This is a genomic window from Halomonas sp. (genome assembly GCF_041689495.1).
In the GTDB taxonomy this organism is placed as follows: Bacteria; Pseudomonadota; Gammaproteobacteria; order Pseudomonadales; family Halomonadaceae; genus Halomonas.
In genome coordinates, this window is the sequence record NZ_JBDNGD010000377.1 from 1 (window position 1) to 13,687 (window position 13,687).

At 63.2% G+C, this 13,687-nt stretch carries 10 protein-coding genes; 8 read left to right on the forward strand and 2 right to left on the reverse strand.

Features of this window, described 5'->3' with window-relative positions; genetic code table 11:
* Positions 1 to 18 precede the first annotated feature (18 nt).
* The 4 genes from dctP (at position 19) to ACESMD_RS11775 (ending at position 4,940) form a co-directional block, all read left to right on the forward strand.
* Entirely contained in the window at positions 19 to 1,122 is a 1,104-nt protein-coding gene (gene dctP / locus ACESMD_RS11760; RefSeq protein WP_372613376.1) for a TRAP transporter substrate-binding protein DctP, read from the forward strand.
* Between the two features lie 106 nt (positions 1,123 to 1,228).
* A complete protein-coding gene (locus ACESMD_RS11765; protein ID WP_372613358.1) occupies positions 1,229 to 1,732 on the forward strand; it encodes a TRAP transporter small permease subunit in 504 nt (167 codons plus the stop codon).
* Positions 1,729 to 3,060, forward strand: coding sequence for a TRAP transporter large permease subunit (locus ACESMD_RS11770; RefSeq protein WP_372613361.1), 1,332 nt, complete (start codon positions 1,729 to 1,731; stop codon positions 3,058 to 3,060). Before ACESMD_RS11765 ends, ACESMD_RS11770 begins: the two co-directional genes overlap by 4 nt.
* A 248-nt stretch (positions 3,061 to 3,308) precedes the next feature.
* A complete protein-coding gene (locus ACESMD_RS11775; protein ID WP_372613378.1) occupies positions 3,309 to 4,940 on the forward strand; it encodes an ABC transporter permease in 1,632 nt (543 codons plus the stop codon).
* On the opposite strand, the gene ACESMD_RS11780 is transcribed toward ACESMD_RS11775, so the two are convergent.
* Positions 4,830 to 6,023, reverse strand: a complete 1,194-nt coding sequence (locus ACESMD_RS11780) for an ABC transporter ATP-binding protein (protein ID WP_372613363.1) — start codon at positions 6,021 to 6,023, stop codon at positions 4,830 to 4,832. The two genes, ACESMD_RS11775 and ACESMD_RS11780, sit on opposite strands and share 111 nt — an antisense overlap.
* A gap of 240 nt (positions 6,024 to 6,263) precedes the next feature.
* On the opposite strand from ACESMD_RS11780, the gene ACESMD_RS11785 reads away from it, so the two are divergent.
* Positions 6,264 to 7,292 carry a Fe(3+) ABC transporter substrate-binding protein gene (locus tag ACESMD_RS11785; RefSeq protein WP_372613365.1) on the forward strand — a complete coding sequence of 343 codons (1,029 nt, stop codon included), beginning with the start codon at positions 6,264 to 6,266 and terminating at the stop codon, positions 7,290 to 7,292.
* 195 nt (positions 7,293 to 7,487) lie between these two features.
* Here the strand turns inward: ACESMD_RS11785 and polA are convergent, their stop codons facing one another.
* Positions 7,488 to 10,238 (reverse strand): DNA polymerase I, encoded by a 2,751-nt coding sequence (gene polA / locus ACESMD_RS11790; protein WP_372613367.1) that lies wholly within the window; start codon positions 10,236 to 10,238, stop codon positions 7,488 to 7,490.
* A gap of 157 nt (positions 10,239 to 10,395) precedes the next feature.
* Here polA and ACESMD_RS11795 point away from each other — a divergent pair, with 157 nt between their 5' ends.
* From ACESMD_RS11795 to speA, 3 genes are all read left to right on the forward strand, one after another.
* A complete protein-coding gene (locus ACESMD_RS11795; protein WP_372613369.1) occupies positions 10,396 to 10,689 on the forward strand; it encodes a DUF2782 domain-containing protein in 294 nt (97 codons plus the stop codon).
* A 120-nt stretch (positions 10,690 to 10,809) separates the two neighbouring features.
* Positions 10,810 to 11,769, forward strand: a complete 960-nt coding sequence (locus ACESMD_RS11800) for a homoserine kinase (protein ID WP_372613371.1) — start codon at positions 10,810 to 10,812, stop codon at positions 11,767 to 11,769.
* Positions 11,766 to 13,687, forward strand: a 1,922-nt coding sequence (speA, locus tag ACESMD_RS11805) for a biosynthetic arginine decarboxylase (RefSeq protein WP_372613373.1), incomplete at its 3' end; no start/stop codon positions are given. The genes ACESMD_RS11800 and speA, both read left to right, overlap by 4 nt.

Sequence of the window (13,687 nt, forward strand, 5' to 3'; positions counted from 1 at the left end):
CATTCAAGGGAGCCCGACATGAAGAAATTGACCCGATTTACCCTGACCAGCCTGGCCGCCGGCGTGGCATTCACCGCCCTTTCCAGCACGGCACAGGCTCAGGAAGAGTGGACCATGACCACCACCTGGCCGGACAATCTGGACCTGATCCAGATCGACCGCCACTGGGCGGAGCTGGTCAACAAGCTCGCCGGCGACGAGGTGACGATCAACTTCCGCGCCGGCGGAACCCTGATGCCCGGCACCGAGGTGTTCGACGCCACCCAGACCGGCAGCATCCAGGCCGCCGGTGACTGGCCCGGCTACTGGGCCGGCTACAGCCCGGCCTTCTCGCCGCTGGCCACCACCACCAGTCTGTTCAACGGCGTGGATTACCTGAACTGGATCATGCAATGGGGCGGCTGGGAGCTCTACCAGGAGGTCTACGGCCAGTACAACATGGTCTACCTGCCCTACGGCATCACCAACAACGAGTCCGGCTTCCGTGGCGGCACGCCCATCGAGAGCCTCGCCGACCTGGAGGGCAAGCGCCTGCGCCTCTCCGGCCGCGACCAGGGACGCGTGCTCGAGCAGCTCGGCGGCTCCCAGGTCACCCTGGCCGGCGGCGAGATCTACCAGGCCATCGAGCGTGGCGTGGTCGACGGTGCCGAGTTCTCCACCCCGGGTGTGGACTACAAGGCCGGCTTCTCCGAGGTGGCCGACTACTGGTCCGTGCCCGGCTGGCATCAGTCCGCCAGCGTGTTCGGCGTGATGATCAACCAGGATGCCTGGGACGCCCTCTCCGAAGAGGCCCAGGAAAAGCTGAAGATCGCCGCCGAGGCCACCATGGCCTGGTCACTGGCCTGGTCCGAGCGCGAATCCACCGAGGGCACGGTGAAGTTCCTGGAGGACGGCACCGAGATCAACCAGCTTTCCGAGGAAGATCTTGCCGAGATCCAGCGCATCACCAACGAGGTGATCGTCCAGGGGGCCTGCGAGGACCCGATGCACGCCAAGGTCTACCACTCCATGATCAGCTACCTGGAGCACTACGCCAACTGGCGTGACGTCTCGGTGCCCTACAACATGAGCCGCGTCACCGACGACCTGCCCTCGCTCGAGGAGATCGAAGCCTGCATGTAAGGCCTCGCCCTGGCCTCCCGCCCGGGAGGCCCTGCCGGCCTGCCATCGCCCTCTCGGGGATGGCAGGCCGATCGTCGTGTTCCACCGATTCACGAGAGCCTCGCTCATGAACGCCATTGCCAAGGCCATCGATGCCCTCAACGAGGGATTCGGTCGCCTGATCGCTCCGCTGATTGCCGTGATCACCCTGATCGTGATCTACGACATCAGCATGCGCTTCTTCATCGGACGCCCCAGTGACTGGGCCTTCGACATCACCAAGATGCTTTTCGGTGTCCACTTCATGCTGATGGCCGCCTACGGACTGCGCCACCATGCCCATGTCGAGGTCGACGTGCTCAAGCGCCTGCTCTCGCGCCGCAAGCAGGCGGCCCTCGAGATCCTCGGCTACCTGATCTTCTTCGTGCCCTTCATCTGGATGCTCACCACCCTGGGCTGGAGCTTCTTCGAGCGCTCCTTCAGCCGTGGCGAGACCACCTACGGGATGGTCGCCATCCCCGTCTATCCGGTGAAGGCGGTGATCGTCGTCACCGCCGTGATGCTTCTGCTCCAGGCCATTGCCATCGTCATCCGTGCCATTCAGCAACTGCACGAGGAGGAGGCCGCATGAGCCCCGAAATGCTCACCCTGTTCATGTTCGGCGGTCTGCTGATCGGCCTGTTCATGGGCCATCCGCTGGCCTTCGTGCTGGGCGGGATGGCCGTGCTGGGCGCCTGGCTAGGGCCCGGCGCCAACACGCTCGGCATCATCATCAACAACATCTTCGGCAACGCCATGGACAACTATGTCCTGGTGGCGATCCCGCTGTTCATCCTGATGGCCCGCTTCCTCAACGACTCGGGGGTCACCGAGAAGATGTTCGACACGATGCGCCTGCTGCTCGCCAACCTGCGCGGCGGCCTGGCGCTGACCGTGGTGGTCGTCTCGGTGCTGCTGGCCGCCACCACCGGCATCGTCGGCGCCTCCATCGCGGTGATGGGCATGATCGCCCTGGTGCCGATGCTCAAGTATGGCTACAACAAGGAGCTCAGCACCGGGGTGATCATGGCCAGCGGCTGCCTGGGCATCCTGATCCCGCCGAGCATCATGCTGATCCTGATGGCCAGCTACTCGCCGGTCTCTGTAGGGGCGCTGTTCGCCGGCGCCCTGGTACCCGGCCTGCTGCTCGGCGTGATGTACGCCCTCTACGTGCTGGTAATCTGCCACCTGAAGCCCTCCTATGGCCCGCTCGTGCCGGCGGAGGAACAGGCCGAGACCAGCACCCGCCAGCTGCTGGCGATGCTGGGCAAGTACGTGCTGCCGCCCATGGCCCTGATCCTCGGGGTGCTGGGATCGCTGTTCACCGGCATTGCCACCGCCACCGAGGCCTCGGCGATCGGTGTGACCATCGCCTTCCTGCTGTTCCTGATCTTCGGCGATCGCAAGGTCTCGACCTGCTACAACACCCTGATCGAGGCCAGCAAGACCACCACCATGGTGATGCTGGTGCTGGTCGGCGCCACCGCCTTCACTGGGGTCTTCTCCATCGGCGGCGGCATGGAGGTGATCCACGAGGTGGTGATGGCCATGCCGGGCGGCAACGTCGGGGCGCTGATCCTGATGTTCTTCCTGGTCTTCATCCTGGGCATGTTCCTGGACTGGACCGGCATCGTGCTGCTGAGCTTCCCGATCATGCTGCCGATCATCGATGGCATGGGCGTCGACGTGCTGTGGTTCGTAGTGATGGTCGCCGTGGTGCTGCAGACCTCTTTCCTCACGCCGCCCTTCGGCTATGCGCTCTTCTACCTGAAGGGCGTGGCCCCCAAGGGGGTCGAGACCCTCGACCTCTACCGGGCGGTGATTCCCTTCGTTGCGATCATCGTGCTGGCCTGCCTGCTGATGGCCTTCTTCCCCGCCATCATCACCGGCCTGCCATCGACCCTGCTGGGCAGCTACTGACGCCCTGGCAAATCCGGGAGACCATCGGCGCCCGCCATTCGATGAATGGCGGGCGTTTTCTTGAACTTTGCCGGGAGGGAAGCTGCAGGTATCGACACTAACTGATAATATTTGCAAGCGTTAGGATTTCGCATTGATCCTCACCGACCGGCCTTCGCAAGGAGCCATGCTTGACCAATCCCGCCTCTGCTCGCCTGACCGCTCTGTCGCGCCGTCTTTCGAATCACTTCAGCGCCTGGACCGTCATCATGCTTGCCGTTGCCATGGTCGTGGCATTGCCTGTCCTGGTCGTGCTGGCCCACGTCCTCTTGCCGACGGATGGTATCTGGCAACACCTCGCCAGCACCGTGTTACCACGCTATCTGACCAACACCTTGATCCTGGTGGTGGTGGTGGGCCTGGGCACCCTGGTGATCGGTACCGGCACGGCCTGGTTGGTGGTGATGTGTCGATTTCCGGGAAAGCGTCTCTTCGAGTGGGCGCTGCTGTTGCCGCTGGCGGTTCCCACCTATGTGATTGCCTACGCCTATACCGATTTCCTGCAATTTTCCGGCCCCCTCCAGTCCTGGCTACGCGACAGTTTCGGCTGGGAGTATGGCGACTATTATTTCCCCGCCATCCGCTCCATCGGCGGGGCCGCTACCCTGATCACCATGGTGCTCTACCCCTACGTCTACCTGCTGGCGCGCGCGGCCTTTCTCGAACAATCGGTTTGTGTGCTGGATGTCGGCAGAACTCTGGGGCAGGGGCCCTGGCGGCTCTTCGCTCGCGTCGCCGTGCCGCTGGCCCGGCCCGCCATCGTCGGTGGGGTATCGCTGGCCTTGATGGAAACCCTGAACGAGTTCGGCGCCGTACAGTACTTCGGCGTTGATACCTTCACGACGGGTATCTACCGGACCTGGTTCGGTATGGGCGAACAGGTCGCCGCTGCCCAGCTAGCCGCCTGTCTCCTGTTGTTCGTGATCGCGCTGGTGGTACTGGAACGCTGGTCGCGAGGCGAACGAAAGTATTTCCATACCTCGAATCGCTATCAGCAACTGCCCGAATATCGACTGCATGGCTGGCGAGCCACGGCGGCCTTCCTGGCCTGCGCTACACCCGTGCTGATCGGTTCCCTGCTGCCCAGTGGCGTGCTGGCCCAGCTGGCCATCCAGGAGGGAGATCCGCTTCTCGGTTCGCGTTTCCTGGATTTCGCTGGCAACAGCCTGATGCTGGCCAGCGTTGCGGCGCTGATCGCCGTGGCCCTGGCACTTATCCTCAGCTATGGGGTGCGGTTGAACTCCAGTCCATTGACGCGCACGGCGACGCGCATCGCGGCCATGGGATACGCCATTCCCGGCTCGGTGATCGCCGTGGGCATCCTGATTCCCTTCGCCTGGCTGGACAACACCATCAACGCCTGGCTGAACGCCAATCATGGCATCATCATCGGGCTGATCTTCAGTGGGTCGGCCTTCATCCTGATCTATGCCTATGTGGTGCGCTTCCTGGCGGTGTCGTTCAATGCCGTGGAGGCCAGTCTCGGGAAGGTCACACCCAGCATGGATGCCGCCTCTCGCACCCTGGGACAGACGGCGAGCGGCACCCTGCGGCACGTTCATACGCCCATCATAAAGGGAAGCCTGCTGGCCGCCGGGATCCTGGTGTTCGTCGATGTCATGAAGGAACTTCCGGCCACCATCATCCTGCGACCCTTCAACTTCGACACCCTGGCCGTCAGGGCCCACAGCCTGGCTTCCGACGAACGTCTCGCGCAGGCCTCCACGGCATCACTGGCAATCGTGGCTGTAGGCGTGATCCCGGTGATCCTGCTGAGCATCGCGATGCGTCGTTCCCGTCCCGGCTCCGCCGGCCTCGACGGGAAAGACAAACACCTGTGACATGTCGAGCCGGATATCCAGCGGTTGCCCATCTTCCGGCAGGAAGACGCCGGGAACCCGGGCATGAAGGTGCGATTCGCGCTTGTCCATTCCATGGGCACAGATATGCAGCAGGCTGCTGCGTCCCAGGAACTTGGCCATGATCACATGGCTGTGAAGATGCGCCTCGGCCGGGGCGTCGAGCATGTTGATACCCAAGGCTTCGGGGCGAATCATGACCTGGGCCTCGGTACCGTCCGCGAGCCAGTTGGCCTTGACCTCGCCGACCGGCGTCTGCACATGGCCATTGCACACCTTGCCGTAGAGGATGTTGACTTCGCCGAAGAAGGTCACGACGAAGGGGTCACAGGGCGAGCAGTAGAGCTCACGCGGGGTTCCCATCTGCACGATGCGCCCATCTCGCATCAGGGCAATGCGGTCCGCCATGAACATCGCTTCCTCGGGGTCATGGGTGACCAGCAGGGTCCCTGCCCCCAGCGACTTGAGCAGATGCAGGGTGTCATCCCGGATTCGGTCCCTTAGCCGGGAATCAAGGCTCGAAAAGGGCTCGTCGAGCAGCATCAAGTGGGGTTCCGGGGCCAGCGCCCTGGCCAGGGCCACACGCTGTTGCTGGCCACCCGACAGCATGTGCGGATAGGCATTCGCATAGTCGCCGATGCCCAATTTCTCCAGCACCGCATGGGCTCGGCGTTTTCGCTCCCTCGGGGGCTCTCGTTTCAGGCCGAAGGTCACGTTTTCCAGCACCGATAGATGCGGAAACAGCGCCGAGTCCTGAAAGGCCAGACCGACATTGCGTTTCTCGGGCGGCAGCTGCCGCCCGAGCGGCACCACCGCACGCTCGCCATCGAGTGTGACGTGTCCTTTCTGAAGCACCTCGAGTCCGGCAGCGATACGCAGCAGCGTCGTCTTGCCGCACCCGGAAGGCCCGAGCAGACAGACCAGTTCCCCGGGGGCCACATCCAGATCGACTCCCCTTACGGCATCGAGACGACCGAAGGCGTGGTGAACACCCTCCATCGACAGCACTCGTGGCTGAGAGGAGGCGGTGCTTCTGGTGTCCAGGGAAGGGATTTTGCAGATCATTGGATAGCGACAACCGATTGTGCTGAGGTGTGAGTCCATCATAACCGAAGCACCCTATAAATACGTTTGCAATTGACTCGCATTCGATTTCCGCCCTCAGGATCCTGACGTTTCGACCGGTTCGGGACGCGAGAAAAGGACTTTACTCCTCCCAAGGGGCGCTATTAAATAGAAAATACTTAATGCGACGTATTATCATTAAGGTTAGCAGCCATCCCAGAGCACCAACAGGAGTCCACGATGAACAGATATCGCCGTCTTGCCGTTCCCTTCGCCATGTTGGTGGCGGGCTCGGCGTTTTCCGCCGGCGCCATTGCCGATGAGGTCAATCTCTACTCCGCCCGTCACTATGACTCCGACGCGCGCCTTTATGAGGCCTTCACCGAACAGACAGGCATCGAGGTCAACCTCCTCGAAGGCGACTCCGATCAGTTGATCGAGCGCATCAAGCGCGAAGGGGTGGCGAGCCCGGCGGATGTGATGATGACCGTCGACGCCGGCCGCCTGTGGCGCGCCGAGCAGGATGGTATCTTCCAGAGCATCGAGTCCGAGGTGCTGGCCGAGCGACTGCCCGAGGCCATGCGTCATCCGGAAGGCAAATGGTTCGGCTTCAGCCAACGTGCCCGCGCCATCTTCTACAACCGGGACAACTTCGACCCCAGTCAGATCGACAGCTACGAAGACCTGGCCGACCCCGCTTTCGAGGGCCAGGTGTGCATTCGTTCCTCAAACAACATCTACAACCAGTCGCTTTTGGCCTCGATGATCGAGCACCACGGCGAAGAAGGCGCCGAGGCGTGGGCTCAGGGCGTGGTCGACAACATGGCACGCGACCCCGTGGGTGGAGACACCGACCAGATTCGAGGCGCCGCGAGCGGTGTCTGCGACCTGGCCGTCGCCAACCACTACTACTATGTCAGGCTGCTGAAGTCGGACGATGGGGCAGACCGCGAGGCGGCTCGCCAGGTCGGCATCCTCTTCCCCAACCAGGATGGGCGCGGCACTCATGTCAATGTCGGCGGTGCCGGCGTCGTCGACGGCGCTCCCAACAAGGAAAACGCCATTCGCTTCCTGGAATTCCTCTCCTCCGACGAGGCCCAGGAAATCTTCGCCTCCGGCAACAACGAGTTCCCGGTGGTGGAAGGCATCAAGAAGGACCCGATCCTCGAGTCCTGGGGCAACTTCAAGAAGGACGACCTCAACATCAGCATCCTCGGCGAGAACAACCCGGAAGCCGTGCGCATCTTCGATCGCGTCGGCTGGCGGTAAGCAATCACGCGAGAAGCTCGCGCAGCACTCTCGGCTCCTTCGATCAGGCCGGATAAGCCGACAGGCGCATCCGGCGTGCCCACCTCTCATGCCCGGTGCGCTATCGTTTACCGGGCCTGCATCGTGCTGAATCTGACAGAGCAGAAGGCCAGCAGCGGATGCCGCGGGCCTCGTCGTTCAAGGGGTGAAGGAAACTCAGTGGGCCTCGTCCCAGTTGGCACCGCTCTCGGCCTCGACGATCAGCGTCACGCTGAGTTCGGCGGCGGCCTGCATGCGTCTCTTTACCTCCTCGATGAAGCTGTCGACCCGGGCCTCGCGGACCTCGAAGACCAGCTCGTCGTGGACCTGCATCACCATCACCGCATCGAAATCCTCGCCGCCCAGCCAGTTGTCGACCTCGATCATGGCGCGCTTGATGATGTCTGCGGCTGTGCCCTGCATGGGGGCGTTGATCGCCGTGCGCTCTGCGCCCTGGCGACGGGCGCGGTTCTGAGAGCGGATCTCCGGCAGGTAGAGACGCCGGCCGAAGACCGTCTCGACATAGCCATCCTCGGCGGCCTGGGTGCGGATTCGCTCCATGTAGCGGGCCACGCCCGGGTAGCGGTCGAAGTAGCGGTCGATGTAGGTCTGAGCCTGGTGACGCTCGATGTGCAGTTGACGCCCGAGGCCCCAGGCGCTCATGCCGTAGATCAGTCCGAAGTTGATCGCCTTGGCGCTGCGCCGCTGGTCACCGGAAACCTTTTCCAGCGCTACGCCGAACACTTCGGCGGCGGTCGCCGAGTGGATATCGCGGCCCTCGGCGAAGGCTTCGAGCAGCCCCTTGTCGCCGGAGAGGTGCGCCATGATGCGCAGCTCGATCTGGGAGTAGTCGGCGGCGACGACGCGATAGCCGGGCCGGGCGATAAAGGCCTGGCGGATCTTGCGCCCCTCCTCGGTGCGAATCGGGATGTTCTGCAGGTTGGGGTCCGACGACGACAGCCGGCCGGTGGCGGTGACCGCCTGGTGATAGCTGGTATGCAGCCGGCCGGTGGCCTTGTTGACCAGCCGCGGCAGCTTGTCGGTGTAGGTGGACTTCAGCTTGGCCAGGCCACGGTGCTCCATGATCACCTTGGGCAGCGGATAGTCCAGCGCCAGCTCCTCGAGGACGGCCTCGGCGGTGGAAGGTGATCCCTTGGGGGTCTTCTTGATCACCGGGATCTTCTGTTCCTCGAAGAGGATCTGGCCGAGCTGCTTGGGCGAGCCCAAGTTGAACTCGCGTCCGGCGAGCTCATGCGCCTTGGCCTCCAACTCGCGGATGCGAGTCTCCAGCTCACGGCTCTGAGTGTGCAGTCGCTCGGGGTCCAGAGCCACCCCGGCACGTTCCATGCGCGAGAGCACCGGGATCAGCGGTAGCTCGAGGGTCTCGAGAACCTCGTCCAGGCGCCCCTCCGCCGCGACACGGGGGCGCAGCTCCTGGTGCAGGCGCAGAGTGATATCGACATCCTCGCAGGCGTAGGGCGAAGCCTGTTCAAGGGCGATCTGGTTGAAGGTGAGCTGCTTGGCGCCCTTGCCGGCGATATCCTTGAAGCTCACCGTCTTTTCCCCCAGGTACTTGAGCGCCAGGGAGTCCATGTCGTGGCGGGTCGCCGTGGAGTCGAGCACATAGGACTCCAGCATGGTGTCTTCCAGGGGTCCTGCAACCTCGATGCCCTGATTGCCCAGCACCGAGATGTCGTACTTGAGGTTCTGGCCAATCTTGGTCTTGCCTGTATCCTCCCAGAGCGGTCGCAGGGCCTCGAGTACGGTCTGACGATCGAGCTGGTCGGGCGCATCGAGATAATCATGGGCCAGCGGGATATAGCCTGCCTTGCCCGGTTCCAGCGACAGCCCCACCCCGACCACCTGTGCCTGCATATAGTCGAGGCTGGTGGTCTCCAGATCGAAGCAGAAGGCATCCGCCTCTTGCAGGCGCTCGAGCCAGGCATCGAAGTCGGCCTGTTTGAGAATGACATGGTCCTCTCTCGCGGCACTGGTACCCGGGGAATTCGAGTCGTCGTCAGGTGTCGCCTTGCCGCCTGCGACGTCGTCCTTGCCCTCGAGCAGCTCGGAGAGCCAGGCCCTGAACTCGAGCTCCTGGTAGAGATCGCGCAACGATTCGCGGTCGGGGTGGGCGATATTCAGGTCATCGAGCCCCACCGGCAGGTCGCAGTCGGTCTTGATAGTGGCGAGACGATAGGAGAGATACGCCTGGTCGCGGTTAGCCTCCAGCTTCTTCGGCATCGTCTTGGCACCGCGGAAGTCGAGGGACGCGACCTTCTCCAGATTATCGTAAAGGGCGTCGAGTCCCCCACCCATGCCCTGCAATAGGCCGAGCGCGGTCTTCTCGCCGATGCCCGGAACGCCGGGAATATTGTCAACCTTGTCACCCATCAAGGCCAGGAAGTCGATGATCAACGCGGGTGGCAGGCCGAACTTGGCCTTCACGCCAGGGACGTCCAGTGTCTCGTCCTTCATGGTGTTGACCAGCGTGATGTGCTCATTGACCAGTTGGGCCATGTCCTTGTCGCCGGTGGAGATCACGGCATCGCGGCCGGCCTCGGTGGCCTGAAGAGCCAGAGTGCCGATGACGTCGTCGGCCTCCACTCCCTCGATGCACAGCAGCGGCAGGCCCAGCGCCTTCACGCAGTCGTGCAGCGGCTGCACCTGGGAGCGCAGGTCATCGGGCATCGGCGGCCGGTGGGCCTTGTACTGCTCGAACAGCTCGTCGCGGAAGGTCTTGCCCGGGGCGTCGAAGACCACCGCCATGGGGCTGTCGGGATAGTCCTTGATCAGCCGCTTGAGCATATTGAGTACCCCTTTGATAGCCCCGGTCGGCTGTCCCCTCGACGTGGTCAGGGGCGGAAGGGCGTGGAAGGCGCGGTAGAGATAGGAAGAACCGTCGACGAGAACGATGGGCGTGTCGGCCATGTATCGGCATCCATGGAGGCGTGGTGAAAGATGATTTCGGTCATCCATGATACGCATTGCGCCGGCATTTTGCCGCGACGGCTAGGCCGGAGGTCCCCGGCGACATACACTGGAGGCACAGTCACTCCATCTGCCGCGACGCGGCCAGGAGGCCAACATGAACGCCCAACGCTCTCTTCCTGCCCTGCTGCTGGCACTAGGCCTGGCGCTCGCGGCCACCGGTCCGACCCTCGCGCAGTCCTCCTCGGACCTTGAGCCCGATATCACCATCCGCCAGGAGGAGGATCGTATCATCCGCGAATACCGTATCAACGGGGAACTCTATGCCATCGAGATCCGTCCCTCCGTTGGCCCCTCCTACTATCTCGTCGACGATGACGGCGACGGCGACTTCGAACGACAGTCGGGTGATCGCATCGCCGTTCCCCGGTGGGTGCTGAAGACATTCTGAGCCCTCGGCCGCCCTGCCTCCGGGTTCCGGCCACGGCAGATCCACCGCCGCGGCCGGGGTACGTGCATCGGAGTGTCAAGTCGCTACAATAGGCGGCTTGGCAATCCGGGTGAGAGACACATGGCCGTATTCACACCACTGAGCGACGCGCAGGTCGCAGAATTTCTCGAGGGCTTCGATGCCGGCTCGCTGATCTCCCTGGAAGGCGTTGCTGCCGGCACCGAGAACACTACCTTCTTCGTCACCACCGATCGCCGGGGACTGGTGCTGACCCTGTTCGAACAAGGGGAGCACGCTGAACTCCCCTTCTTCGTCGAGCTGCTGGACTACCTGGATGAGCACCGACTGCCGGTGGCTGGCCCGCTGCATGACCGTCATGGCATCGCCCTGCACAGCCTGGCCGGCAAGCCGTCGCTGCTCTTTCCACGCCTGCTGGGCAAGTACCCCAAGGCGCCCAACCTGGCCCAATGCCAGGCACTGGGGGATGCCCTGGGGCGGATGCACCGGGTGTCTCGGCATTTCCCGGGAAGCCGTCCGAATCCCCGTGACCTGCACTGGTTGCTGCCCATGCACCACAAGGTACTGGTCTACCTGTCCCCAGATGACCAGGCACTGATGAAGGATGAAGTGGAAAGTTACCAGGGTTTCTTCGGCGACGCCCCGGACCTTCCCTGTGGCGCCCTGCATGGTGACCTCTTCCGCGACAATACGCTTTTCGAGGGCGACGAGCTGCGCGGTATCATCGATTTCTACAATGGCTGTACCGGCGACCTGCTGTTCGATCTGGCCATCGTCATCAACGACTGGGCCACCGACGCGGATGGCAGTTTGGACGCCGAACGGCATGACACCCTGTTGCGCGCCTATCTGGCCCGCCGACCCTTGACCCCCGGGGAACGCGACGCCTGGCCGATGATGCTGCGGATGACCGCCCTGCGTTACTGGCTGTCACGACTCCTGGTGGTCTATGTGGATCCACCGGCCCACGACCTCACACCCCATGACCCCGAGCAGTTCCGGCGCATTCTGCTGGCGCGTATCGACCATGACACCCTTCCATTGCCCGAGGTCCGCACATGACGCTATCGAAGGGATGCCTCAACGGCCCGGCGCAACGCGCCAGGAGAACCTGGAACATCGATCAGTGGGGGAGCGGCTATTTCGATGTGGACGACAGTGGCCAGGCCCTGGTGCGTCCGCTGGGCAGCGACGATGAAGGCCCCGCCCTGCCGCTGCAGCCGCTGGTGAACAAGCTGCGCGCGGCGGGCCTGCGCTTGCCGGTACTGGTTCGGTTCACCGATATCCTCCACGACCGGGTCGAGCAACTCTGCGCCGCCTTCGATACCGCCATGGGCGAAGAACGCTACACGGGCGGCTATACCGCCGTCTATCCGATCAAGGTCAACCAGCAACGCCGGGTGGTGGAAGAGATCCTCGCCACTCAGGAACGTGGCAGCGGACGGGTGGGGCTGGAAGCAGGCAGCAAGCCCGAGCTGCTGGCCGTGATGGCGCTGTCCCGCGATGGCTCATCACTGATCGTCTGCAACGGTTACAAGGACCGTGAGTACGTGCGCCTGGCACTGATGGGCGAGAAGCTGGGGCACCGGGTCTACCTGGTCGTCGAAAAGCTCTCCGAGTTGCCGCTGATTCTCGAGGAGGCGGCAAGCATCGGAGTGGCCCCGCGTATCGGCCTGCGTGCCCGCCTGGCATCGGTAGGGCGCGGAAGATGGCAGAACACCGGCGGCGAGAAGTCCAAGTTCGGCCTCACCGCCAGCCAGATACTGGCCGTGGTCGACCAGCTGCGCGCGGCCGACGCCCTCGACAGCCTGCAACTGGTGCATTTCCATCTGGGCTCGCAGATCGCCAATATCCGCGATATCCAGAGTGGCCTGCGCGAGTGCGCGCGCTTCTATCAGAGCCTGGTATCGCTGGGTGCCCCCGTGGATACCGTGGACGTGGGCGGCGGACTCGGCATCGATTACGAAGGCACGCGCTCGCGCAGCTTCTGCTCGACCAACTATTCGATGCTCGAGTATGCCCGCAATGTGGTCTTCGCCTTCAACCAGGCCTGCAATGAACTGGAACTGCCTCCACCCCACCTGATCAGCGAGTCGGGGCGGGCCCTCACCGCCCATCACGCCGTACTGATCACCAATGTGATCGGAGAGGAAAGGGTGAGCGAAAACGCCCCCGAACGCCGGGTGGAAGGCGACCCCCAGGTCGACGAACTGTGGCGTGTTCACGACCTGCTGCATGATCAGGCGGAGCCCCGCGGCCTGGTCGAGGCCTGGCATGACTTGGCGCATGCCATGGGCGAATTGCACGAACGCTTCGTCATCGGCATGACCGACATCCAGGCCCGCGCCGAGGGCGAAGGGGTCTACTTCGCTGCCTGTGCCCGGTTGCGCCGGCGGCTGGATACCCGCAACCGTGCCCACAGAGAGATCGCCGACGAACTGGCCGAGAAGCTTGCCGACAAGCTCTTCGTGAACTTCTCGCTGTTCCAGTCGATTCCCGATGTCTGGGGGATTCAGCAGATATTCCCGGTGCTGCCGCTCTCGGGCCTCGACCGGGAGCCTCAGCGCCGTGGCGTGGTACAGGACATCACCTGCGACTCGGATGGCCGTATCGACGGCTATGTGGATGGCCAGGGCGTGGAGACGACCCTGCCGCTCCCGGAGTGGCGAGAGGGTGAAGAAAAATTATTGGGGTTCTTTCTGGTCGGTGCCTATCAGGAAATCTTGGGGGACCTGCACAATCTCTTCGGGGACACCGACTCGGTGGATGTCGCCCTGAACGAAGAGGGCCACTGGTCACTGAGTCACCATCAGCAGGGCGACCGGGTGGCCGACGTGCTTGGCTATGTGAATTTCGATGCCGGGGTACTGCTCAGCAACCTGGCGGACCAGTTGGAGAAGAGCGACCTGGACGAGGTACGTCAACAGGAGTTTCTCGATGACCTCTCGGCGGGACTCGAAGGCTATACCTACCTGGAGTA

Bases quoted from the DNA above. Each gene is read 5' to 3' on its own strand.
- ACESMD_RS11775 (WP_372613378.1), top strand. From the start codon at position 3,309: ATGCTTGCCGTTGCCATGGTCGTGGCATTGCCTGTCCTGGTCGTGCTG.
- ACESMD_RS11785 (WP_372613365.1), top strand. From the start codon at position 6,264: ATGAACAGATATCGCCGTCTTGCCGTTCCCTTCGCCATGTTGGTGGCG.
- dctP (WP_372613376.1), top strand. From the start codon at position 19: ATGAAGAAATTGACCCGATTTACCCTGACCAGCCTGGCCGCCGGCGTG.
- polA (WP_372613367.1), bottom strand. From the start codon at position 10,238: ATGGCCGACACGCCCATCGTTCTCGTCGACGGTTCTTCCTATCTCTAC.
- ACESMD_RS11800 (WP_372613371.1), top strand. From the start codon at position 10,810: ATGGCCGTATTCACACCACTGAGCGACGCGCAGGTCGCAGAATTTCTC.
- ACESMD_RS11770 (WP_372613361.1), top strand. From the start codon at position 1,729: ATGAGCCCCGAAATGCTCACCCTGTTCATGTTCGGCGGTCTGCTGATC.
- ACESMD_RS11765 (WP_372613358.1), top strand. From the start codon at position 1,229: ATGAACGCCATTGCCAAGGCCATCGATGCCCTCAACGAGGGATTCGGT.
- ACESMD_RS11795 (WP_372613369.1), top strand. From the start codon at position 10,396: ATGAACGCCCAACGCTCTCTTCCTGCCCTGCTGCTGGCACTAGGCCTG.
- ACESMD_RS11780 (WP_372613363.1), bottom strand. From the start codon at position 6,023: ATGATCTGCAAAATCCCTTCCCTGGACACCAGAAGCACCGCCTCCTCT.